General features: G+C 45.2%; 18 protein-coding genes. 12 read left to right on the top strand and 6 right to left on the bottom strand.

Annotated features, from left to right (window positions below; genetic code table 11):
* Positions 1 to 69: 69 nt before the first annotated feature.
* On the top strand, positions 70 to 222 hold the full coding sequence (locus KOE27_RS17005) for a hypothetical protein (RefSeq protein WP_215240036.1): 153 nt from the start codon (positions 70 to 72) through the stop codon (positions 220 to 222).
* 32 nt (positions 223 to 254) lie between these two features.
* Here the strand turns inward: KOE27_RS17005 and KOE27_RS17000 are convergent, their stop codons facing one another.
* Entirely contained in the window at positions 255 to 1,004 is a 750-nt protein-coding gene (locus KOE27_RS17000) for a DeoR/GlpR family DNA-binding transcription regulator (protein WP_215240035.1), read from the bottom strand.
* Between the two features lie 131 nt (positions 1,005 to 1,135).
* On the opposite strand from KOE27_RS17000, the gene KOE27_RS16995 reads away from it, so the two are divergent.
* Positions 1,136 to 1,678, top strand: a complete 543-nt coding sequence (locus KOE27_RS16995; protein ID WP_215240034.1) for a 5' nucleotidase, NT5C type — start codon at positions 1,136 to 1,138, stop codon at positions 1,676 to 1,678.
* A gap of 24 nt (positions 1,679 to 1,702) precedes the next feature.
* On the opposite strand, the gene uvrB is transcribed toward KOE27_RS16995, so the two are convergent.
* Both uvrB and KOE27_RS16985 read right to left on the bottom strand, forming a co-directional pair.
* Positions 1,703 to 3,721 carry an excinuclease ABC subunit UvrB gene (gene uvrB / locus KOE27_RS16990; protein WP_215240033.1) on the bottom strand — a complete coding sequence of 673 codons (2,019 nt, stop codon included), beginning with the start codon at positions 3,719 to 3,721 and terminating at the stop codon, positions 1,703 to 1,705.
* A gap of 164 nt (positions 3,722 to 3,885) precedes the next feature.
* Positions 3,886 to 4,740, bottom strand: coding sequence for a cupin-like domain-containing protein (locus KOE27_RS16985; RefSeq protein ID WP_215240032.1), 855 nt, complete (start codon positions 4,738 to 4,740; stop codon positions 3,886 to 3,888).
* Between the two features lie 439 nt (positions 4,741 to 5,179).
* On the opposite strand from KOE27_RS16985, the gene KOE27_RS16980 reads away from it, so the two are divergent.
* The 5 genes from KOE27_RS16980 (at position 5,180) to KOE27_RS16960 (ending at position 10,682) form a co-directional block, all read left to right on the top strand.
* Complete coding sequence (locus KOE27_RS16980) at positions 5,180 to 5,749, top strand: DUF1003 domain-containing protein (protein ID WP_215240031.1); 570 nt, start codon at positions 5,180 to 5,182, stop codon at positions 5,747 to 5,749.
* Between the two features lie 12 nt (positions 5,750 to 5,761).
* Positions 5,762 to 6,100, top strand: coding sequence for a n-acetylglutamate synthase (locus tag KOE27_RS16975; RefSeq protein WP_215241652.1), 339 nt, complete (start codon positions 5,762 to 5,764; stop codon positions 6,098 to 6,100).
* A 206-nt stretch (positions 6,101 to 6,306) separates the two neighbouring features.
* Positions 6,307 to 8,574 (top strand): TonB-dependent receptor, encoded by a 2,268-nt coding sequence (locus tag KOE27_RS16970; RefSeq protein WP_215240030.1) that lies wholly within the window; start codon positions 6,307 to 6,309, stop codon positions 8,572 to 8,574.
* A gap of 33 nt (positions 8,575 to 8,607) precedes the next feature.
* Entirely contained in the window at positions 8,608 to 10,005 is a 1,398-nt protein-coding gene (locus KOE27_RS16965) for an HmuY family protein (RefSeq protein WP_215240029.1), read from the top strand.
* A gap of 80 nt (positions 10,006 to 10,085) precedes the next feature.
* Positions 10,086 to 10,682, top strand: coding sequence for an HmuY family protein (locus KOE27_RS16960; RefSeq protein WP_229252805.1), 597 nt, complete (start codon positions 10,086 to 10,088; stop codon positions 10,680 to 10,682).
* Positions 10,683 to 10,753: 71 nt separating this feature from the next.
* Here KOE27_RS16960 and KOE27_RS16955 read toward each other — a convergent pair whose 3' ends face one another.
* The gene (locus KOE27_RS16955) at positions 10,754 to 11,797 is read right to left on the bottom strand and encodes a GNAT family N-acetyltransferase (protein ID WP_215240028.1); all 1,044 of its coding nucleotides are present in this window, start codon (positions 11,795 to 11,797) and stop codon (positions 10,754 to 10,756) included.
* 428 nt (positions 11,798 to 12,225) lie between these two features.
* Here KOE27_RS16955 and KOE27_RS16950 point away from each other — a divergent pair, with 428 nt between their 5' ends.
* From KOE27_RS16950 to KOE27_RS16930, 5 genes are all read left to right on the top strand, one after another.
* Positions 12,226 to 12,639: a hypothetical protein gene (locus tag KOE27_RS16950; protein WP_215240027.1), complete on the top strand. Its 414-nt coding sequence runs from the start codon at positions 12,226 to 12,228 to the stop codon at positions 12,637 to 12,639.
* A gap of 155 nt (positions 12,640 to 12,794) precedes the next feature.
* Positions 12,795 to 13,949 (top strand): efflux RND transporter periplasmic adaptor subunit, encoded by a 1,155-nt coding sequence (locus KOE27_RS16945; RefSeq protein WP_215240026.1) that lies wholly within the window; start codon positions 12,795 to 12,797, stop codon positions 13,947 to 13,949.
* 36 nt (positions 13,950 to 13,985) lie between these two features.
* Positions 13,986 to 17,144, top strand: a complete 3,159-nt coding sequence (locus KOE27_RS16940) for an efflux RND transporter permease subunit (protein WP_215240025.1) — start codon at positions 13,986 to 13,988, stop codon at positions 17,142 to 17,144.
* A gap of 73 nt (positions 17,145 to 17,217) precedes the next feature.
* Positions 17,218 to 18,663 carry a TolC family protein gene (locus tag KOE27_RS16935; protein WP_215240024.1) on the top strand — a complete coding sequence of 482 codons (1,446 nt, stop codon included), beginning with the start codon at positions 17,218 to 17,220 and terminating at the stop codon, positions 18,661 to 18,663.
* A 334-nt stretch (positions 18,664 to 18,997) separates the two neighbouring features.
* Positions 18,998 to 19,261 carry a helix-turn-helix transcriptional regulator gene (locus KOE27_RS16930; protein WP_215240023.1) on the top strand — a complete coding sequence of 88 codons (264 nt, stop codon included), beginning with the start codon at positions 18,998 to 19,000 and terminating at the stop codon, positions 19,259 to 19,261.
* Positions 19,262 to 19,313: 52 nt separating this feature from the next.
* On the opposite strand, the gene KOE27_RS16925 is transcribed toward KOE27_RS16930, so the two are convergent.
* Together KOE27_RS16925 and msrB are read right to left on the bottom strand one after the other, a co-directional pair.
* Positions 19,314 to 21,872 (bottom strand): penicillin-binding protein 1A, encoded by a 2,559-nt coding sequence (locus KOE27_RS16925; protein WP_215240022.1) that lies wholly within the window; start codon positions 21,870 to 21,872, stop codon positions 19,314 to 19,316.
* A gap of 81 nt (positions 21,873 to 21,953) precedes the next feature.
* Positions 21,954 to 22,349: a peptide-methionine (R)-S-oxide reductase MsrB gene (msrB, locus tag KOE27_RS16920; protein ID WP_215240021.1), complete on the bottom strand. Its 396-nt coding sequence runs from the start codon at positions 22,347 to 22,349 to the stop codon at positions 21,954 to 21,956.
* Positions 22,350 to 22,414: the final 65 nt, after the last annotated feature.

The following is a 22,414-nucleotide window of genomic DNA, read 5'->3' as shown; positions in this document are numbered from 1 at the left end:
AATGGGCATTTTACCAAACCTCCGGATTGGTAAAGGCCCTCATGTTCTATTCCATATAAATTCGGATCAATGAAAAATATACACTTACATCTGTGGAAGTGGCTGCGGAGATTTGTGATGGCATTCATGCTCGGGTTCTCAAACGTACTGAATCAGGAAACAAAAATGATAGATGATACTTTCGTCAAAGTTGAACAAACCACCGACAATAACGAAAACTGAGAGCCACAGACTTTCCAAGTCTAAACAACAGCTCAGATCATTCTTATCCCGGCATTTCTGTAGACGTTGAATTCAGGTAAATCGTCCGGCTGATCGGTGACAATGGCTGTCAGATGGTCGGCCGGGCAAATATAATAAGCTTCTGCAGTACCCAGCTTTTCAACCGTAGAAAGCGCTATAACTTCACTGGATGACTCTATCATGGCTTTTTTTACTTCACTTTCCTCATAATGCGGCCCGGTTACACCCCACTCGGAATGAATGCTGCAGATACCCAGGAGGCAGATATCGGCGCGGAATTTCCTGAAAAACCCGATGGTCTCATTTCCAATTGTTACAAAAGATGTTTTCAAGAGGCGGCCTCCTCCAAACAGTACTTCGATATGCTCATGCTCTTCCAGAATGGAAACAATCGGGAAACTGTTCGTGACGACTGTTAATCTGATATCTTTTGGTAAAGACTGGGCTATCAGCAAGGCAGAGGTTCCGCCATCAAAAATCACGACCTGTCCATCCTTTAAGAAGTCAAGTGCCTTCTTTGCGATAATTTGCTTTTTTTCGTTGCCGTATTGCACGCGGTCGCGAAAATGATGGGGACTTGGGGAATGGGGTACGGCTCCGCCTCTTACCGCCTTTAGCAAACCTTGTTCAGAGAGTTCGCGGATGTCGCGACGGACGGTATCCTCCGAAACATTTAAAATGTTGCTCAGTTGAGACAGGAGTACCTTTTGCTCCTGCGCCAACTGACCCAGTATGATCTGAAAACGCTCCTGTTTTAACATTAATCATTTAATTTTTTGCAATTTTAATGTTTATTTAAACACTAAAATTGCAAAAAATTGCCTTTTATATCTATTTTTGTAGCAAAATATTGCAAAATAAAATAAATATAAGCTTGCCTAAGCGTTTAAATATGAGCCGTAAGAAAACAATAGCGATTGACATGGACAATGTTCTGGTGGATATCGAAACCAACTGGATCAATTGGTATGAAAGGGAACTTGGAGTGCGGGTTACAAGAGAGGCTATGAGAGGTATTCCGGAGGATCAGGCTTTTCCGGATCCCGAAGCGGCCAGAAAGTTATTATATCAACCGGGTTTCTTCCGGGGTGCCCCGCTTATGGAGGGTGCTTTGGAAGCGCTGGAAGAACTCAACCGTGAATATGAGATTTATATCGTTTCGGCAGCCATGGAGTTTCCCAACTCGTTGTTGGAAAAGCACGACTGGATTGCAGAGCATTTTCCTTTTATCAGCTGGAGGAATATCGTGTTATGTGGAGATAAAAGTGTGATCGCAACGGATTATATGATTGACGACCACCTGAAAAACCTGGATTTTTGCAAAGGAATACCTGTCCTGTTTACAGCAGGGCACAATATTCATGTCACCAAATATACCCGGGTGAATAACTGGAAAGAGGCAACGGCCCTTTTTAAACGCTATCTGGTAGCCTAGTAATCCATGCTCGTAAACTGAGTTTTAAGCCTTTTCTTTCAAGCGCTCTTTGAGTTGCAGCAGCTCGTCGCGGAGACGTGCGGCTTCGAGAAAATCAAGGTCTTTTGCAGCTGATTCCATCTTCCGCTGTGTTTCTGCAATAAGTTTCTGAAGTTCAGTTTTACCCATATACTGGACCACCGGATCGGCAGCAATACGTACTTCCTGTGGCTCCACATATATTTTGCGGACTTTGGAATCAGCCACAGAAGTTTGCTCCATAATAGCTTCCTTGGATTTCAGGATAGTCCGCGGGGTAATTCCGTTTTCAAGATTGTATTGCATCTGGATACTTCTGCGGCGGTTTGTTTCGTCTATGGCCTGGCGCATGGAGCCTGTCATGACGTCGGCGTACATAAGTACCTTGCCTCTGTCATTCCGGGCGGCCCGGCCAATGGTCTGTATCATCGAACGTACATCCCGCAGAAACCCCTCCTTATCTGCGTCCATAATGGCCACCAGTGAAACTTCGGGCAAATCCAGCCCTTCCCGCAACAGGTTAACACCAACCAGCACATCAAAGATACCGAGGCGTAACTCCCGGAGAATTTCAACCCGGTCCAGTGCTTTCACCTCCGAATGTATGTAACGGCATTTGATACCCACTCTGTCCAGATACTTACTAAGCTCTTCGGCCATCCGTTTGGTGAGGGTCGTAATCAGAACCCGGTCTTCCTGTTTGATCCTTTCCTGAATTTCTTCCAGTAAATCGTCGATCTGGTTCAGGCTCGGGCGTACCTCAATTTCTGGATCCAGCAATCCGGTTGGTCGGATAATCTGCTCCACTACCACGCCGTCGGATTTTCTTAATTCGTAATCGGCCGGCGTGGCGCTTACGAAGATGGTCTGATATGTAAGGTCTTCAAATTCCTGAAAAGTCAGCGGACGGTTATCCATCGCAGAGGGTAGTCTGAAACCATATTCCACCAGTGCTTCCTTTCGGGAGCGGTCGCCACCCCACATCGCACGGATCTGCGGCATGGTCACGTGGCTTTCATCTACTACCATCAGGAAATCTTCAGGAAAATAATCGAGCAGACAAAACGGGCGCTGTCCCGGATAACGCCGGTCAAAATACCTCGAATAATTTTCAATTCCGGAACAATATCCCAGTTCGCGCATCATTTCAATATCGAATTCGGTACGTTCCTTCACACGCTCTGCCTCTGCCAGCCTTCCTTCGGCAGTAAAGTACTTTATTTGCTGTACAAGGTCATCCTGAATTTCTCTGATAGACTGCATCAGCACATCGCGCCCCGTAACGAAAAGGTTTGCCGGAAAAATAGCAATGGCCTTGTCCGATGATATTTTCTTTCCAGATTCCGGCTCAATCCGCTGGATTTCCTCAATCTCATCTCCAAAAAAGATAATACGGTAAGCAAAATCCGCATAGCCAGGAAAGATATCAACCGTATCTCCTTTTACCCGGAAGGTACCACGGGAAAATTCCAGCTCTGTACGGCTGTATAATATTTCTACCAGCCTGAAAAGGAATTGATTACGGCTTACAATATCTCCCAATTTTACACTCACAATACTCTTTTTGTATTCGTTGGGATTGCCTGCGCCATAAATACAGGAAACAGAAGCCACGACAAGCACGTCCCGCCTGCCGCTCATCAGTGAGGATACCGTATGCAAACGAAGCTTATCAATTTCCTGATTGATCATCAGGTCCTTTTCTATATAGGTATTGGTACTTGAGATAAATGCCTCCGGCTGGTAGTAGTCGTAGTAGCTGATAAAATATTCAATAGCATTGTGAGGGAAAAATTGTTTAAATTCCCCATAAAGCTGTGCAGCAAGTGTCTTGTTATGGCTGAGTACCAAAGTGGGCCGGTTAATTTCCGCAACTACATTTGCCACCGTAAAGGTTTTTCCCGAACCGGTCACACCCAGTAAAGTTTGTGCACGCTCGCCTGCCGCAATTCCTTCTAAAAGTTGTTTAATAGCCTGAGGCTGATCACCAGTGGGCTTGTATTCAGAAGTTAGTTCGAAATTCATAACAAATTAAAAAGGACCGTACTCAGCACAACGCTTTTCAAATATAGAAAGGTTTCCTCTTACTTGATCACAACTTTTGGGTAAGTGTTATCACTAAAAAAGCTACCCTGAACTTTCGTGTCAAAGTAGCTTTCTGCTATTTCCGTAATCTATGTTATAAGCTTTCAGGCTTGTTCTTTCATGTAATGCTGCGCGTTCTCCACTGCCTTTTGTTCTTTCCAGTGCTGCCAGTCCACACCCAGGAGTTTGGTCAGGCTTTTGTCCACAAAGGTATGCCTCACCAGGTTCATACCTCCCCGCACTGCAGTGAAAATAGAATTATTGGCCCTAAGAGCCAGGCTGAAACCTCCATCCACGTATCTGATATAATGCCACCAGAGGGAAGGAATGAAAATGGTTTCGCCGTGCAGCAATGTGGTTTCGTATCCGACAGCACCTTTCATGGCCGGGAAACGCTCATAGTCAGGATTTAGTGGATCCACCTTGCTCATTACCGTAAAAGGGTGATGATATAATCGTGCGCTTTCCTCGGGAGAGAAAAGGATCACCTGCTTGCGGGTATGAAACTGGGTCAGGAACACATTGGAACAATCCATGTCGTAATGTAGATTGGTGATGGCTCCCTGGCCTCCAAAAAACACAAACTTGTAGTGTTTCAGAAAACCGTCCATGATATTAGGGAAAATAATATCGTCCGCAAGGGAAGGGGCCTTCTTGAAAATATCAAACAGGAACAACCTGAGATCAGTAGGGCCTGCTTCTATGAGGGAAAGATAATCCCCGAATTTCATTGTTTTGGCAGTCTGAAAATATTTATCGGCATCGTGAACATGATTGTCCACCAGGGGCACATCGATCTGTCCATGATTTTCCCTAAGCCAGTCAAAAGTCCATTTGTTAATGGCCGGCCAATCCTTCATTAAATCCGTAAATACAACCGGGCGACTTGGTTTTAAATAGTTTTCAATGAATTCTTCACGGGTAAGGCCTGTACGCTTTTCTATGGGTATCAATTCCATGATAGAAACAATAAAAAATTTGTAATTAGCTGAATAAGACCTTTGTAACGTCTTAGATTCCTGGGTTTTTCAATTAAAAAATATGCAGTTCCTAACACCATAGCTACTTTTCACCCTGCCATCAGTAACGCAATTATAACTGAAAATAGTTCTCCCTCAATGTTTCAAGTGCCGTTCGGGCAGTAAATGTATTAAAGAGAATTGTAAAATTATATAACTTTTTCTGATATTGTATCTTTTTCTCTTGTATATATATAGACTTAATATTCTAAAAATAATTATACATAATTACAAACGGGATAACTGGAAAAAAATGATGGGAGTCATGGTTCTGCGATTTAGGACGTGCGGAAGATGGTGTTATCAAATTAGAGTTGACTTTTGTTTCATAGCTCTTAAGTGATCTTTATTCCTAATTTTATGAAAACATTAAGCAAAAATGGCTACCAACTACAATGACGTTGATGAGATACTCAGCGAACAGAACGCCCAGATTCAGAAGCTGCACGATATTGTTATGCAGTCGATCAAGGAGCAGGATTCACTTGTGAAGAATCGCACAAATCCGGTGATGGAAACCTTATCGCCAGGGCAGAGGATATCTGATAAAGTGGCTCGTTTCGGCGGGAGCTGGACGTTTATTATCACTTTTATGGCGGTACTTATCGTCTGGATTGCTTACAATTCTTTGATATCAAAATCGCAGCAATTTGATCCCTATCCCTTTATTTTGATGAACCTGGTACTTTCCTGCGTGGCAGCCCTGCAGGCGCCGGTGATCATGATGAGTCAGAACCGCCAGGAAGAGAAGGACCGTGAAAGAGCGGAAAACGATTACATGGTGAACCTTAAGGCGGAGATGGAGGTACGCAGTCTGCATCAGAAAGTGGACCTTTTGCTGGAAGAGCAAATCAAAACCCTGTTCGAAATTCAGGCAAAACAAATGGAAATACTGAAAAATCTGAACCATAAAATGGAACGGATTGAGTCGCAGATCTGTGGTCAATAATTTATCTGGATGATGATCAGTTATAACAATAAAGTTTTCAGGGCCATTTCCAATTCGGACAACGGAGAGGTAGATTCTGAAACCTTGTTTCATTACCAGCAGGAGGGTAATATACTTACTTGTACCTACGCTGGTAACCGCATCCTTTACGGACATCTGATTGCCACCGTAAGCCCCCACGGCGAGTTAGATATGCGCTATCACCAAGTGAACAATGCCGGTGAAATTACAACAGGTATCTGCCGGTCAAAACCCGAAATCCTTGTGAGCGGGAAAATTCGCCTTCATGAAAAATGGCAATGGACCAGTGGTGATCTGTCAGCAGGGGAGTCGGTACTGGAGGAAGTATGACGGTACTAATTAGCAGGTTTTTGCAAAATGAGGTCCCCGGGCAGGATAAAGAAAACTTCCTGGCATAAAACGCAACTTCATTAAAAAAGCCATCCATCCATTTTTAGTATTATGATCTCATTTGCTGAGAGAAAAAACTAATCATTGATTTGTATTTAGTCTAAATAAGCTATTTATTTGTGTGAAATTAGTCTAAATAAGAATTTATGCAATTCCTTTCAATCTTGTTGTTTTGTCTCTGGGTACCCGTTTGTATGGTTTACGGACAGGAAAAATCGGGGTGGGTTAAAGGGCGTATTACAGACAGTCAGTCCGTTGCTGCTTCAGGAGCACATATTCTTATTCCCCATACCAATTATGCTGCAATTACCGATCAGGATGGTTACTTTTTGTTGAAAGGTACTGATGGTGATCAGACGCTGAGGATCAGTATACTGAATGCTTCAAAGGAAATAAAGGTGAAACTTGTTGGAGGTGATACGCTTTCTCTGGAAGATATTAAAATGGATCATCAGACGATTGACCTCAGCGATGTGGTGATTACCGGGCAATCCGAAGCACAATCCTTAAAGAAATCTGTGTATCAGGTACGGACCATTGATAGTGAACGTATCAGGTTACGGGGCGCTACCAGCCTTCAGAATGTACTGAATACCGAGTTAGGCATTCGGTTTTCCAATGACCTCACCCTGGGTACCAGCGATATACAGCTGATGGGGATGTCCGGGCAAAATGTAAAGATTTTGCTGGATGGCATTCCGATGGTTGACCGGGGCAGTACCCGTGAAAGTCTGGGACAGATTGACATCAACACCATTGAGCGTATAGAGATCGTCGAAGGGCCTATGTCCGTCATATATGGTACAGATGCACTTGCGGGAGTGATCAACGTGATTACAAAAAAAGGGCAGGGGGGCAGTCATCTGACGCTTTCGGCCAGGCTACAGGAGGAGACAGCGGGGAAGGAGTACAATGCCTTTACCAAAAATGGTACACATAACCAGAACCTGGGAATCAACTGGCAACGCAAGCGCCTTCAGCTGGGTGGCAATATTACCCGTAATCATTTTGGAGGCTGGCAGGGAGCATCAACCGGGCGTGCAAAGGACTGGATGCCGAAAGACCAGATGTTATATACCGTATCTGTACGATACCAGGCAAATAAGTGGCATATAGGGTATGGTTTCAACGGGACGGATGAAACCATACAGTATCTGGGGAACAGAAACCTTATCACGAAAATAGCTGCAGATAAAGATTACACTACCTACCGCTGGTTTCATCAGGTGCAGTCGGAATACCGGGCAAGCGAAAAGCTGAATTTTACCGGTGTTTTATCCTATACAGATTATTCACGTAAAACTTTAAGTACTAATTTGGACTCTCTGGGGCGGCGAACATTGTCACTGGATGCGGGGGCTCAGGATCAGTCGATATTCACAGCTACTTTCTTCAGAGGAACGGCTTTTTACAAATTCTCCTCCGCGTTTTCACTGCTTGCGGGTGTAGATATTTCCAATAACAACAGCTCCGGTGCGCGTATCCTTGGTTCGCCAACCATCAATGAATACGCACTTTTTCTGGCACCTGAAATTACCCTGGTACCTGGTATCAAGTTAAGCCCAGGTTTACGTTTCCTGAAAAACTCCGTTTATGATGCACCGCCGGTGATTCCTTCCATCAATGGGAAAATTGCGCTGGGCAAAACGCTGGATTTCAGGTTTGGGTATGCAAGAGGTTTCCGGTCGCCCGCGCTCCGTGAACTGTACTTCGATTTTCATGACGCGTCCCATTCTATAAACGGAAACACCAACCTGAAAGCCGAATATTCCAATAGCTTCAATTCCTTCCTGACCTGGCAGTCTGTCAGAAAAAAGGATATCCGGGTGAACTCGACACTAGGAGGCTTTTACAATGTTTTTCACGACCTGATTGATACTGCAATTGACCCGAATGATAAGACCCAGACTACGTATCTGAATGTGAGTCTTTTCAAAACGATGGGTTTTACGCTGGATAACAAGCTATTCTGGAAAAATATGCAGGCCAACGTTGGCGGGTCCTATATCGGTCGGTATAACCAGTATTCCGAATTGCCCAAGGAATCAGGACAGTTCCCGCAGTTTGTCTGGTCTGCCGAGATCAATACCAATATTCTTTACACTTTTAAGAAGATAGGGGCAACGGCCAACCTGTTCTATAAATTCTCCGGCAAGCGCCCGGTATACGAGTCTGCGGACCTTGTGACGGTCCATCTTGCCGAAACTGCGGGTTTTCACATGGCTGATCTGACGCTTAGCAAAACCATCAGCAGGTATGTCAATGTGATAGGCGGTATCAAAAATCTTTTCGATGTAACAACGCTGGCCAATTCCTCCACCGACACAGGGGCGCATGGTTCCGGAGGTGCCGTGCCTATGTCGTACGGCCGTTCCTATTTCCTGGGGCTCCATGTAAAATGGTCAAAAAGATAATCATTACCAGTTTAAATCAATCAATTAATAATTATGAAGAAAATAATCACATCTCTACTTGTCATTGCATTTTTGGGAAGTTTCAATGCCTGTAAGGACGATGAACCACCACTGCCGGATAACCTCGCCGCTTTTGAAAGCAATGCGCAGGGATTTGACGGGGAAGAAGTGGAATTAAAAATTACGCTTTCAAGAGCAGTTTCTGCTGCTGTGCCTGTCTCGGTTACATTAACGCCAGCCATGCTGACCTACGGTACCGAATTCACGACCACCCCGGCAGCGGCCAATAATGTAATCACATTGTCGGTTCCGGCAGGTGCCTCCTCAGTTTCTTTTAAAGTAACCAAAAAAGCGGGTGTTTTGTTGGATGGTGACGAAAGTATTCAGTTCAAGATTTCTTCCGTGGGTACCCCCGTACTGATGGGAGCTGCCACTGAGCTGAAGCTGAGTTTCAAGGCGATCGTTTCGGAAGGTACCACCATGCAGCTCAATGGTATTGCGGCCAATGAGCCAGGTACGAGTGCGGCCAATTCAGTATTTGTGGATTTTAGTACCAACATCGCTACGCCTGTTCTGCGCGACAGCTGGGACCTGGGTTTTAATGGCGGTACGGATTTTCGGGTGATACTCAATGGTACCAACGGAGCCACTGCTTTTATGATCAATCAGTCGGACATTAACGCGGTGTCGGACAAAGATCTGGATATTGATACGCTGGCGTTTGGACAGGGCCTGGGAACATTGGCTTTGATTGACGACTACAAGGGCGATCTTACCAAAACGGTTATTAAGGAAATATCGGCTACAGATGCAGACAATAAGGTTTATGTGTTTAATCGTAAGGGCGGTACAGCTTCGGTGCTGCCGGTTGACCAGCTCTATAAACTGCGTGTACTCCGTAAAGGAACGGGTTATACCGTTCAATATGCCAAGTTGAATGAAACTACTTTTAAAACAGTGGATGTTGCAAAAGACGAGACTTATAACTTTAAATACCTGTCACTAGAAAAAGGCGCTACGGTTGATGCTGAGCCTTTGAAAGACCGCTGGGATATCCAGTGGGGGTATAACACCTACTTTACCAGCTTCGGAACAGGGTTGGTTCCGTACACCTTCTCTGATTTGGTAGTAATCAATTCCTTTAATAAAGTAGAAGCCGCAGAAGTACTTACCAGCACGGTTACCTATGAGGCGTTCAAAGAAGCAAATCTTACGGGTATCACTTTCAGTAAGGACAGAGACGCCATTGGTTCAAAATGGAGGCTTACAACACCTCCGGCAAGTGCTGGTGTTAAAACAGATCGTTTTTATCTGGTGAAAGATTCCGCGGGGAATATTTATAAACTCAGATTTATTAGCTTCCTTCCCAACGATGGTGGTGAGCGCGGTAAGCCAAAACTGGAATACGCTCTGGTTAAAAAAGCGGCTTAAAGGTAATTTGAAAACTGTGTGACATGCCGGAGAGATATGGTGCGTATCTCTCCGACTCATTTATTTTATCAGATCTAATAATGATTAAAACAATCGCCCTAGCGCTATCCCTTGCTTCGCTGTGTGAAACCGGCTTTTCTGTTATGAAGGAAACATTTAAGGATGGGGATCAATTTCAGCAGCGGTCTGTGGTATCGGACATTAAAGTTTTTAAAGATTTGAATGGCAATGCCAAGCCTTTCGCTTATTTCAGTCTTCAGTCGGGCAAAGAAGTGGGTGCCGGGGAAGCCAAAACTGTAAATTGGGACATAGCTTTCAGCAGGACTACCATTGCCGTAAATGGCGGAACAAGCGGGCCCGGGCAAGGCGGTGCGCAGGTACTTGAGCAGCCTTTTGACAAGGTAAGCGAAGCACCAGCAGCAGGGTACATGGCGGACGGTGCTGCTGGTTATGCTATTCCGGGCGGAAGTGGTAATTCGTGGTATAATTATGACATGAAGGTACATGCTATCCTGCCCATTCCCGGCCGGACCCTTTTGATTAAAATGGCCGACGGTAAGTTTGCCAAACTGGAAATCATCAGTTATTACAAGGGAGCGCCGGACGAAGTCCCCACGGAGGAGTCCAGCTATTTTACCTTCAGATACTCCATCGCCGATGCAAACGGGAAATTCTGATCACGGTATCTTTTATAAAGTAAAAACCACTCTTCCGAAGTGGTTTTTACTTTATAAGCCGGTCCGTATCCTTAATTTGATTCCAGCAGTGTTTTGAGATTCTTGAGCCCGTTTTCAAAATCTTCGCCTACCGACTTCTCTATCCCCAGAAACGGAATCATAATGTTCATCGGAATGGGCATACTTCCTTTGAAACCCCACTTCACCAATGTTTGGGTAGAATCCCGGCTTTCGGTAATCAGGTAAGCATCCGAAGTCGATTCAATGGGTTTGATAAACCGAAGTTCTGTATCAATTCTTTCTCCCTCAATGATCTTTTTAATTTCTTGTTCCCCAACTCCGACCTGGTCATTCCCTTCCCATCGGTAAACGGAGCCGACAGTGCCTGGATTTCCTTTGTATTCCTTTTTCATTGCCGGGTCCAGCTTTGCCCAAACGCTCCATTTTTCCTGATTCTCCAGCGATTTTAAAAAATTAAAAACCTCCGGCCTGGCTTTGTTAATTACAATTTCCTTTTCTACTCCATACTCCTTGGGCATCAGAAACGCCGCGATCAGGATGATAGCAATTAAGGCAAAAATAGCGTAAAACACTTTCTTCATAGGATATTGATTTTGAGTTGAATAGATAAATTTGTGTTTGATCTCGTCGATATCTTCAATGGTTTCAATCCGCTTCATTCCGGCCTTTTCAAGTACTCTGATGGAGGAATAATTCTCCACATTTACAAAGGCCGTTACCTGAGCCATTTTCAGCTTTTCCAGGGAAAACTGTATCAGCTCTTTTGCAATTTCGGTGGCAACTCCTTTTCCCCAGTACTCTTCCTGAATGCGATATCCGATTTCGGCAGCACGGCCTTCCTTGTCCAGCTTGGCCGCTCCGATTAAATCCCCGTTCCCCCTGTCTTCAATGAAATACCTGCCGAAATAGGATTTTCCGTCATCATCCTTGACGAATTCCGCCAGCATTTTGTCCGATTCGGTACGTGTCAAAGCATGGCCGGTTACAAACTTCATTACATTTTCATTGCCACATAGCCGGAAATATTTCTCACCGTCCTCAGCCTTCATTTTGGTGAGCACATAGTGCCGGGTATAAATTTTATATGCTGTCATCTTTCGAAAGATACATGCTCTTTAAGAAAAACTGTTCAGGCTTAGGCACATTTATTTTACTACCTCACTTGATTACAGAAATGAGTATTAAGGTGTTGTCTGATAGTCTATTATGTAACTTGTGAGGTATTTAATCAAGGGTTACGTATGCCATTGTAATCAGCCCCTTTTTTATGGTTTGTTGCAAAACCTGGCGATGGAATTCTGGATCAACCGGTAGTTCAGTTCCTGGCTGACATTAACAGAAATAACAGTTGAATTATTTTGTTAATAATCGTTAATACTCAATAAAATTTGGTTTCAGGATATGAATTATTATATTTGAAGTATTGCCATGGATTGTACTTATTCCGTTGCTATAATTTCAAATCATTCTTGAATTCATTATAAAAGTAGGAGTTTTTTAATGCATTGATCAAATCAGCATTATGATAAAAAGAACTTTTGTATTGTTTTTCTGCCTGGCCTTCACCACGGTATTTTCCCTGCTTCCGCGCGGAGGAGGGGAGATGTTGTATGGAGGGAGTTCAGCAGGCCAGGCATCTGCCTGGGAGGTGGGAGAGTTGCAGCAAAGTTCCGGTTTGTGTACAGATGTTTATGAATCCAGCGGCCCCACTATTCAGGCGCATGAAACGGAATGGGAGGAAAACCTTTCGGACCTGCTCAGGCTGCGCCATTCCTCCTACCGCTTTCTCTTTCTGGAATGCGGTGTATCTAGTTATTTTCATTTTCCCCTCAAATTCGTCAGTGTACAGCTTACCAAAAATCTTAACAGGATCAGTAAACAAGTACTGACCCTGCCCGATTACTACTGTTTCCTTCACAGGCTTTGCCCATTCTGATTGCCCGTTCTGATCAATAATACCGTGTCGGGGAAGGTTTTGTAATCTTCCATGGCCTTTCTTTTTTACGATTGTAACTCAATATATACTTAGTGTGTCGGGTGGGAAACGTTCTCAGCCTGCACATGATGGTCATTTTTTAAATATAACTCATCATGAAAAATTATCTCGGGCCCGTTTTCGTAATGGCCCTCACTGTATTTGTTTCAGCCTGTGCCACGAAAAGTGAAACAGTTTCGGATCAGAGAGATTCGCTGCTGACCATCCCGGTAACCGAATTGAAACCGCAGAAAACCGAATTACACCGTGAGTATGTGGGTGATATACACGCCATGCGTAATGTGGAAATTTATGCCCGTGTAAAGGGATATCTGGAAGAAGTTTATGTGGACGAAGGAAAGGAAGTGAAAAAAGGGCAGGTACTTTTCAGGATCAATAACGAGGAATACTCAGCCGCACTGGCAAAAGAAAAGGCCAACCTGCAAAGTGCTATTGCGCAGGCCAAGGCAGCAGAACTGGAAGTGAACAGGGTGAAAATTCTGGTAGAAAAGAACATTATTTCCAAAACTGAACTGGAAGTAGCCAAGGCCAATTACGCGGCTGTGAAAGCAAAGATTGAAGAAGCCAGTTCGGCTGTTTCCAACGCCTCCATACAGCTTGCACATACACAAATCAAAGCGCCGTTTAATGGGGTTATCAACCGGATTCCTTACAAAATCGGTAGCCTTATCAACGAAGGTACCCTGCTGACCGCTATCTCCGACAACAGTAATGTATTCGTGTATTTTAACGTATCTGAGAATGAATATCTGGAATTTGTAAAGTCAAGGAAACAATCCAAGCAGAGTGAAGACGTAGTAGAGCTGGAGCTGGCCGACGGTACCTTTTTTCCACAAAAGGGGAAAATAGAAACCATGGAAGGCGAATTCGATGAGAGTACCGGGTCAATTGCTTTCAGGGCCAGGTTCGTTAATCCGCAGAAGCTGCTGAAACATGGTTCTACGGGTACCATTCGCTTAACCAATACAGTTGAAAATGCTATTCTGATTCCTCAGAAAGCCACCTTTGAGATTCAGGACAAGAGCTTTGTATATGTAGTTGGTGCAAACAATCAGGTTAAAACCAGAAGTTTTGTCCCGCATTCCCGCATCGCGAATTACTACATTGTACGCTCGGGATTAGAGGCTGGGGAAACAATTGCCTGTGAAGGTATTCAGGGGTTAAAGGATGGTGCGTCCATTATACCTAAACCTATTGCGTTGGATGGTACCAAGCTGATACCTGGCGACATGGCACTAACGGCCCGGTAGGTTTTGTATCTAGCTTTTCAATTTTAACCCCATTTTATGTTTCAGACTTTCATTGAGAGGCCGGTGCTGTCACTGGTTATATCACTATTTATAACGTTGCTTGGTATTCTTGCTTTTGTAGGATTGCCAGTTTCCCAATTTCCGGATATTGTTCCGCCGTCGGTGGTGGTTACGGCTACCTATACCGGTGCCAATGCCGAGGTTTGTGTGGATGCGGTAGCCGTTCCGCTGGAAAAAGCCATTAACGGTGTACCCGGAATGACCTACATGTCAAGCGTGTCGGGTAATGATGGCGTAACTTCCATTACCATTTCATTTAATGTGGGGGTAGACCCCGACCTGGCCGCCGTTAACGTACAGAACCGTGTACAAACGGTGATAGACGAACTCCCCGAGGAGGTAATCAAGGCGGGGGTGACGACAGAAAAGGAGGTGAACAGTATGTTGATGTACCTCGACATCATGAGTTCGGATACATCTGTTGCGGAAGATTTTGTCTACAACTTTGCCGATATCAATATCCTGAAGGAATTGAAGAGAATTGACGGTGTGGGTAGGGCTGTGATCATGGGCAGCCGGGATTATTCGATGCGGGTCTGGCTTAAACCCGACCGGATGAACAGCTACAGTGTGTCTGCCGATGAAGTGATTAAAGCCATCCGTGACCAGAACGTGGTGGCTGCTCCCGGAAAAACAGGTATCAGTTCAGGAAGGGAAACACAGGTATTACAATATGTATTGAAATACACCGGGAAATTGTTTGAACCGGCACAATATGAAAATATCGTGTTGAGAGCCAATCCGGATGGTTCGATGTTGAAATTAAAAGATGTTGCTGATGTTGAATTCGGGACACTGGAGTATGATATGGCTTCCAAGTCTAACGGTAAACCTTCCGCCTCTATTATGCTTAAGCAGCGGCCGGGGTCCAATGCACAGGAGGTAATTGCCAATGTGAAGGCCAAAGTAGCTGAATTGAAGGAGGCCACTTTCCCGCCCGGAATGGAATATTTTGTGTCGTACGATGTTTCCCGCTTCCTTGATGCCTCCATCCATGAAGTAGTACGTACGCTGATCGAGGCCTTTGTATTGGTGATTATCATCGTCTTTTTATTTCTCCAGGATTTCCGTTCCACGCTGATTCCGGCACTGGCGGTTCCTGTGGCGTTAGTAGGTACGTTCGCCTTTATGCAACTGTTTGGATTCTCTATTAACCTGCTCACTTTGTTTGCCCTGGTGCTTGCCATCGGGATTGTGGTTGACAACGCCATTGTAGTGGTGGAGGCCGTCCATGCAAAAATGGCCGAAAAACACCTCGGAGCCAAAGAAGCAACAGTTGAAGCCATGAAGGAAATGAGTGGAGCTATTGTAGCGATTACGCTGGTAATGTCGGCGGTGTTTGTTCCGGTGGCTTTTATGTCGGGGCCGGTGGGTATTTTCTATCGCCAGTTCTCTATAACCCTTGCTATTTCCATTGTGATTTCGGGAATTAACGCACTCACCCTAACACCGGCGCTGTGTGCTCTGATGCTGAAGAATACGCATGGGCAACCCGTCAAGAATACGCCACTTAACCGGTTTTTCAGAGCATTCAATAATGGATATGATGGTATTTCGGCCAGATACAGAAAATTGTTGTCGTTGATCATCAACAGACGGGCCATTACAGTGGGGTTGTTACTGGCATTCTGCATGGGTACTTACGGGATTAACACTATCCTGCCGACTGGATTTATACCAACGGAAGATCAGGGTGTAATCAATGTAAACGTTACAACACCAGCAGGTGCTACGGTTGAAAGGACGGAGGCTGTGCTAGACGAAGTACAGAAGGTGGCTCAGGCGTTGGAAACAGTGGAGTCGGTTTCGAGTATGTCGGGATATAGTTTGCTTACAGAATCTGCGGGATCTTCCTACGGTATGGCCATGATCAACCTGAAACCCTGGGATCAGAGAAAAGCATCCGTGAAAGATATCATTGCTGAAATGGAGCGGAAAACGAAACATATAACGGATGCCGATATCCAGTTTTTTCCTCCCCCAACGGTTCCCGGTTTTGGTAATTCAAGCGGCTTTGAGCTAAGGGTGCAGGACCGCACCGGCAGTGACGATCTGCAGAAAACGGCAGCAATCACCAATCAGTTTATTAAGGACCTTCAGGATGCACCCGAAATTGCCAGTGCCTTCAGTAGTTTCGATGCAAGTTTTCCGCAATATATGATTCATGTGGATGCTGATATTGCAGCTAAAAAAGGAGTATCTGTGGACCTGGCGATGAGTACCTTGCAGACATTGATCGGTAGCTTTTATGCTTCCAACTTTATCAGATTTGGACAGCTCTACAAGGTAATGGTTCAGGCTGATCCAAGCTTCAGAAGGAACCCGGAGGATATCCTGAAATTGTACGTAAAGAATAATCGGGACGAAATGGTACCGTTCTCAACCTTTATCCGGTTAGAAAGGGTATATGGCCCCGAGTTGCTGACACGCTACAATATGTTCACGTCGGCCATGATCAATGGAGACGCCGCACCGGGATACAGTAGTGGAGACGCCATCAAAGCGGTGGAACGCGTTGCCAAAGAGAAGCTGCCCAGAGGTTTCAGTTACGACTGGTCGGGTATGACGCGGGAAGAAATTCTTTCTGGAAATCAGGCAATCTATATTTTTATCATCTGTCTGGTATTCGTATATCTTCTACTTTCGGCACAATACGAAAGTTTTTTGTTGCCGTTGCCGGTAATACTTTCGCTGCCGACGGGGATTTTTGGAGCATTTCTGGCACTAAAGCTATTAGGGTTGGAGAATAACATCTATGCACAGGTTTCACTTGTCATGCTCATAGGGTTATTAGGGAAAAATGCGATCCTGATTGTAGAATATGCAATTATCCGCCAGAAAGAAGGACGAACTGTTTTTCAGGCGGCGCTGGAAGGAGCCACTGAACGTTTAAGGCCCATTCTGATGACCTCCTTTGCCTTCATTGCCGGGCTGATCCCTTTATGTGTCGCGTCGGGCGCCGGAGCCATCGGTAACCGGTCCATCGGTACCTCAGCTGCGGGAGGTATGTTAATCGGGACACTTTTCGGCGTCATTCTCATTCCTGGCTTGTACGTTCTTTTTGCAGGGTCCTCCAAGTCAAAAAAGAATGATAAGTCCGTCGAAGAGAACAAAGAGATGCTGCTTGATCACTGACCGGCAGTGCCGTACCCATAACGGATGCCCGGAAAAATCGCCGGGAATTCCTCTAAACAGATATTGAATGTTAATGAAAACCAATAAAAATATATACCTGCCTCTGCTGACTGCCGCATTGATGTTAACCTTGGGTGGCTGCAAGCTCCTGAAGCCCGTTTCTCAGACTGCGGTGGTCAACACACCGGACAAATTTGAAGGCCAGCCGGATTCCACTGGTATCGGATCGGTTTCCTGGAAAGTATTTTTTTCTGACAAGCATCTGACCGCGCTTATTGACACCGCTTTGCAGAATAATCTTGACCTGAAAATGGCAGTTCAGCGGATTGAGATGTCAAGAACCAATATTATGCTGAGTCGCGGGCTGATGTTGCCCAGAGTGGATGCGGAGATATCAGGCGGTGGCAGGAAATTTGGAGATTATACGATGGACGGGGTCGGTAATTACGATACTAATTTTTCGGATAATCTGGATGCGGACCGAAAGTTGCCTTCACCCTTTCTGCCTGATTACTTTGCAGGGTTCAGGAGCAGCTGGGAAATTGATATCTGGGGAAAGCTGAAAAACCAGCGAAAAGCGGCGTATCATCGTTTTCTGGCCAGCGAAAAAGCCAGACAGGCGATCGTCACCGGTTTGGTTGCTCAGGTTGCCAATTTGTATTACGCCCTGGTGTATCTGGATACAGAGCTGGACATTATCAGAAAGAATATCGCTCTGCAGGAAACTGCGGTAAGTACCATCACCATTCAAAAAGAAGGCGGGAGAGCCAATGAATTGGGTGTGAGGCAATTTACGGCACAGCTGTTAAATACCAAAAGCCTGGAAATAGAAATTCTCCAAAGTATTGTTGAGACTGAAAATGCGCTGAATGTTCTGCTTGGCCGTTTTCCACAGCCAATCAACAGGGGTACGAGTCTTGAACAAATTCTTCCTCAAGAGACAGAAGCAGGAATTCCCTCGCAAATGTTACGCCGCCGTCCGGATGTGCAGCAGGCGCAGCAGGAACTGGCAGCCAATTATGCCGAGCAACAGTCGGCACAGCTGGCTTTTCTGCCCTCTCTGAACATCACCGCGCTGTTAGGTTTTAATGCCTTTAAAGGTAATTTGTTGTTCTCCACAGGATCGCTTGCGTATAACGCGCTGGGGGGGCTGACGGCACCTGTTTTTAACAGAAAACCTTTAAAAGCAGCAAGCAGGCGGAGCGAGGCGGCGAGCCTTGAATCTCTTTACGCCTATAATAAAACAGTGCTAACGGGCTTTCAGGAAGTCAGTACCAGTTTGAAAAAAATTGAGAACACTAAAAAGCTGAGTGACCTTAAAAAGCAGGAAGTGGAGGTTTTACAGCAGGCAGTTGCTACCTCACAGGACCTTTTTCTGGGCGGATATGCTTCCTATCTCGAAATTGTAATGGCTCAAAAAAGCGTACTGGAAGCTGAGCTCACCCTGACAAACGTGCAGAAACAGCAATACTTTGCGTTAATTGAGCTGTATCGGTCGCTTGGAGGGGGCTGGGAATAGCAGCAGGACGGGAAGCAGATATGAACCTCTTTACATAGTACCCATGATGGGCCAAACAAAACCTGCTTTGTTTGGCCCATTGTGCTATTGAACCGTTCAAAAAATCGAACTATTTTCTGAATCAGTACCGGGATGTCATTTAATTGTTTCGATGCAGGTCGGAGATGTGTATTTACATTCCGGGGTTTAAGTATTTCTATAACAGATATTTTCCATTGAGCATGCCTAAACTTGATTAAGTCGGATTTATGGTGTAATCTTGTTAATACTTCATTTTTCTCAACTTGTGAAATGCTTATGTACAATTCTCGTATCATAACTTATTTTACAAAAGGTGGAAACTACTTTACACAATCCTTCATCATTACAGGCTAATCTGAACTGGCTTACCGAGAAAGAAAAACAGGTTTTATGGCTGATCGCTATGGGACTTAATTCTAAGGCCATTGCTGTCCGGCTGGATGTGCGTCCCAAAAGCGTTGACAATTATAAAAATCGGATTGGCAAGAAATTGGGATTGAAAGGTTACGGCGCGCTCGTTAGCTTCATCCGGGCCAACAATGTGTTTGCGATGACAGAAAAAACAACTGGAACTTAGCGCAAAAAAGGAGGCGCAAGTTTCTGCTTACGCCTCCCTGAACCATACATCTTTAATTTCTTCTTCCAGTATCCAACGGAATAGGGGGCGGCCCTATGAGCAGGTCATCCTCTTCATTTTTCCGCACGGGTGTACTGTCCGATTCCGTTTCGAGGGAGTCGCTTTGAGCGGGCTGCCAGGAGGTGGGGCATTGGTATGTTTTGGAAACTTTAAAACTTGGTTTCGGAAAAGGACCCGGTTCAATACCTATGGATTTACGGCGGTAAATCTTCTCCAGAAAGCTACCCACAATAGGTAAGGCGGTTTTTGCGCCCTCGCCAAGGTCCGTTGAACGGAAGTGAATACTTCGGTCGTCGCCGCCTACCCAGGCTCCTACTACCAGGTCGCGGGTGATACACATGAACCATCCGTCGGAGTTATTAGAAGTGGTTCCGGTTTTGCCGCCAATTTCATTGTTATTTTTGGTGACATCAAACCGCCACCTGATACTTCCTGAGGTACCTCCCGGGTCTTCTACACCTCCACGCAGCATACTAACCATCAGGAATGCCGATTCGGGGCTGATTGCCTGGCGGTGTTCCGGCTGAAATTCCTCAATTACTTTGCCGTTGCTGTCCTCAATCTTGGTGACCAGGATGGGCTCCGTGTAGGTACCATTATTTACAAAAACACAGTAAGCAGCTACCATATCATAAAGCGAAACATCAAACGGACCCAGGCCTATGGAAGGCAGGGGCTTCAGTGGGGTGGTGATGCCCATTTTTTTGGCATAGCGCGCTACGTTAGCCGGGCCCACGCGGTCTGTAAGTTCTGCTGTGACGGAGTTGATGGATTGCCCCAACGCCCTCCGCAGTGTCATGTTTGCATAGGACCAGGTACCTGTGGCATTTCTGGGTTTCCATTCTTTTTCTTCACCGTCTTCCATGTAGAGTTTTGAAAAAGGTTTGTCTTCAATTTCATCACATGGCGACATATTAAATGAAGAATCGTCAATGGCCGTGGTATATACAAAAGGTTTAAAGGTAGAACCCGGCTGCCTTTTTCCCTGTTTAACGGCATCGTATTTGAAATAATTGTAGTCCAGCCCGCCTACCCATGCTTTTATTTGTCCTGTGTAGGGGTTCATCGCCATCATACCTGCACGCAGGATACGCTTGTAGTAATCAAGCGAATCCATCGAACTCCAGTATTTCTTTATTTCCCCGCTTGTTTTCCAGTCGTAAACACTCATCGTATCCTTTTTATTGAGATAAAAAAGCACGCTGTCCGGATTGCTGGGAAACTTGGCAGCGAGCGACCTATACCTGCTCGTCCTCTTCACTACGTTTATCAGAAAGTCGGGAATTTCATTACCGTGTTCATCCACCCATGGGTTCTTTTTGCTCCAGTGATCTTCAAATACCCGCTGAAGCTGCTTCATTTTCTGGGTCATGGCCTCTTCCGCATCCGCCTGCATGCGTGAGTCAATGGTAGTATAGATCTTCAAACCATCGGTGTAGAGGTCATATCCGTTTTTGTCACCCCATTTTTTTACAAAATCAACGACGGCATTCTTAAAATAATTGGCATTGCCGTCGTAGGGGGTTTCAAATTTGGTTTTGAGGACAATCGGCAAGGCACTGATAGAGTCAGCATCATGTTTGCTCAGGTATCCGTATTTCTCCATCTGCCCGATCACCACATTCCTGCGTTCCAGTGAACGCTTCATATTGCGGATAGGGTTGTAGGTTGTCGTGGCTTTTTGTAAGCCCACCAGTACGGCGGCTTCCTGTACATTGAGGCTATCCGGTGATTTACTGAAATAGGATTTTGCCGCGGTATTGATTCCGTAGGTATTGTTGCCGTAATCAACCGTGTTGAAATACATTGTCAGGATTTCCTCCTTGGTGAAATTCCTTTCGAGCTTGATGGCGGTGAGCCATTCTTTGGTTTTGTAAATAAGCGTACTGAAACCTGGAATGTATCCCAACAGGCCGCGCGCCTCTCTTTTTCTTGTCTTAAAAAGTTTTTTAGCAAGCTGCTGGGTTATGGTGCTTCCTCCTCCGCGGTCTGTGGCACCTGTCGCTATCCCCAAAGCCACACTCATCATGGCTTTATAGTCAATCCCGGAATGCTTGTAAAACCGGATGTCTTCCGTAGCAACGAGTGCCTTTGTGAGATAAGGGGAAATCCTATCGGCGGTTACGGGCGTTCTGTTTTCGGTGTAGAATTTACCGATCATTACGCTGTCGGATGTATATATCTCTGAGGATTGGGCAAATTTAGGATTCTGAAGGTCTTCCACGCTTGGCATACTGCCCATAAGCCAGAGAAAATTTGTTTCCACGCAGAATATGTATACGGCGCTTCCGACAAAGCCATACACAAAAACTTTCCAGATGGTCAGAATAGGTTTGTAATAAACTGATTCTCTGTCAAATTTCTCTTCCCACCATTCGTAGAAGGCTTTTTTGTTTTTATCAAAAGAAAGTATGAGGCTGTCGGTCCGGGCTTTTCCGGCTACCAGTACGGCCAGTTTGTAAAATATAATATTGACGAACGATTTGAGTTGATTTCCAGCATGTTGGAAAATAACTCTGACTTTATTGTACCACGTCCTAATAACTTCCATCAAACGTTAAGATTCGTAAGGATGTCAAAGATAAGAAAAGCCGGATATTAATGGGTATATCCGGCTTTTGTAAAACTTATGCTAAACTGATTTAACAAATTTTAAGGCAGCTCCATTCATACAGTACCTGAGGCCCGTAGGGCGTGGACCGTCACTGAAAACGTGGCCAAGATGTCCACCGCAGGTTTTGCAAACCACTTCGGTCCGGACCATGCCATGGCTGCGGTCTACTATTTCTTCAACGTTCTGATCATTCACTGGTTTGAAAAAGCTGGGCCATCCTGTTCCCGAATCAAACTTATGGTCGGAACTGAAGAGTGGTGTGCCGCATGCAGCGCAGGCATACACACCTTCTTCCTTATTGTCGTTGTAGGGGTGTGAGAAGGGCCGTTCGGTACCTTTTTCGAACAATACAAAACATTGCTGGCTTGAAAGCTCCTGTTGCCATTCTTCTTTGGTTTTTTCTACCTCTCTCATGTGTATCAATGATTAGCTATTAAATCACCGGCAGCGAAAGTTGCCGGTCACCGGTATTATGTTCT

Source organism: Dyadobacter sp. CECT 9275 (assembly GCF_907164905.1).
Taxonomy (GTDB): domain Bacteria; phylum Bacteroidota; class Bacteroidia; order Cytophagales; family Spirosomataceae; genus Dyadobacter; species Dyadobacter helix.
Note: the sequence above shows the minus strand (reverse complement) of the source record. Positions and strands in the feature narration are given on the sequence as shown.

Bases quoted from the DNA above. Each gene is read 5' to 3' on its own strand.
- KOE27_RS17005 (WP_215240036.1), top strand. From the start codon at position 70: ATGAAAAATATACACTTACATCTGTGGAAGTGGCTGCGGAGATTTGTG.
- KOE27_RS17000 (WP_215240035.1), bottom strand. From the start codon at position 1,004: ATGTTAAAACAGGAGCGTTTTCAGATCATACTGGGTCAGTTGGCGCAG.
- KOE27_RS16995 (WP_215240034.1), top strand. From the start codon at position 1,136: ATGAGCCGTAAGAAAACAATAGCGATTGACATGGACAATGTTCTGGTG.
- uvrB (WP_215240033.1), bottom strand. From the start codon at position 3,721: ATGAATTTCGAACTAACTTCTGAATACAAGCCCACTGGTGATCAGCCT.
- KOE27_RS16985 (WP_215240032.1), bottom strand. From the start codon at position 4,740: ATGGAATTGATACCCATAGAAAAGCGTACAGGCCTTACCCGTGAAGAA.
- KOE27_RS16980 (WP_215240031.1), top strand. From the start codon at position 5,180: ATGGCTACCAACTACAATGACGTTGATGAGATACTCAGCGAACAGAAC.
- KOE27_RS16975 (WP_215241652.1), top strand. From the start codon at position 5,762: ATGATCAGTTATAACAATAAAGTTTTCAGGGCCATTTCCAATTCGGAC.
- KOE27_RS16970 (WP_215240030.1), top strand. From the start codon at position 6,307: ATGCAATTCCTTTCAATCTTGTTGTTTTGTCTCTGGGTACCCGTTTGT.
- KOE27_RS16965 (WP_215240029.1), top strand. From the start codon at position 8,608: ATGAAGAAAATAATCACATCTCTACTTGTCATTGCATTTTTGGGAAGT.
- KOE27_RS16960 (WP_229252805.1), top strand. From the start codon at position 10,086: ATGATTAAAACAATCGCCCTAGCGCTATCCCTTGCTTCGCTGTGTGAA.
- KOE27_RS16955 (WP_215240028.1), bottom strand. From the start codon at position 11,797: ATGACAGCATATAAAATTTATACCCGGCACTATGTGCTCACCAAAATG.
- KOE27_RS16950 (WP_215240027.1), top strand. From the start codon at position 12,226: ATGATAAAAAGAACTTTTGTATTGTTTTTCTGCCTGGCCTTCACCACG.
- KOE27_RS16945 (WP_215240026.1), top strand. From the start codon at position 12,795: ATGAAAAATTATCTCGGGCCCGTTTTCGTAATGGCCCTCACTGTATTT.
- KOE27_RS16940 (WP_215240025.1), top strand. From the start codon at position 13,986: ATGTTTCAGACTTTCATTGAGAGGCCGGTGCTGTCACTGGTTATATCA.
- KOE27_RS16935 (WP_215240024.1), top strand. From the start codon at position 17,218: ATGAAAACCAATAAAAATATATACCTGCCTCTGCTGACTGCCGCATTG.
- KOE27_RS16925 (WP_215240022.1), bottom strand. From the start codon at position 21,872: ATGGAAGTTATTAGGACGTGGTACAATAAAGTCAGAGTTATTTTCCAA.
- msrB (WP_215240021.1), bottom strand. From the start codon at position 22,349: ATGAGAGAGGTAGAAAAAACCAAAGAAGAATGGCAACAGGAGCTTTCA.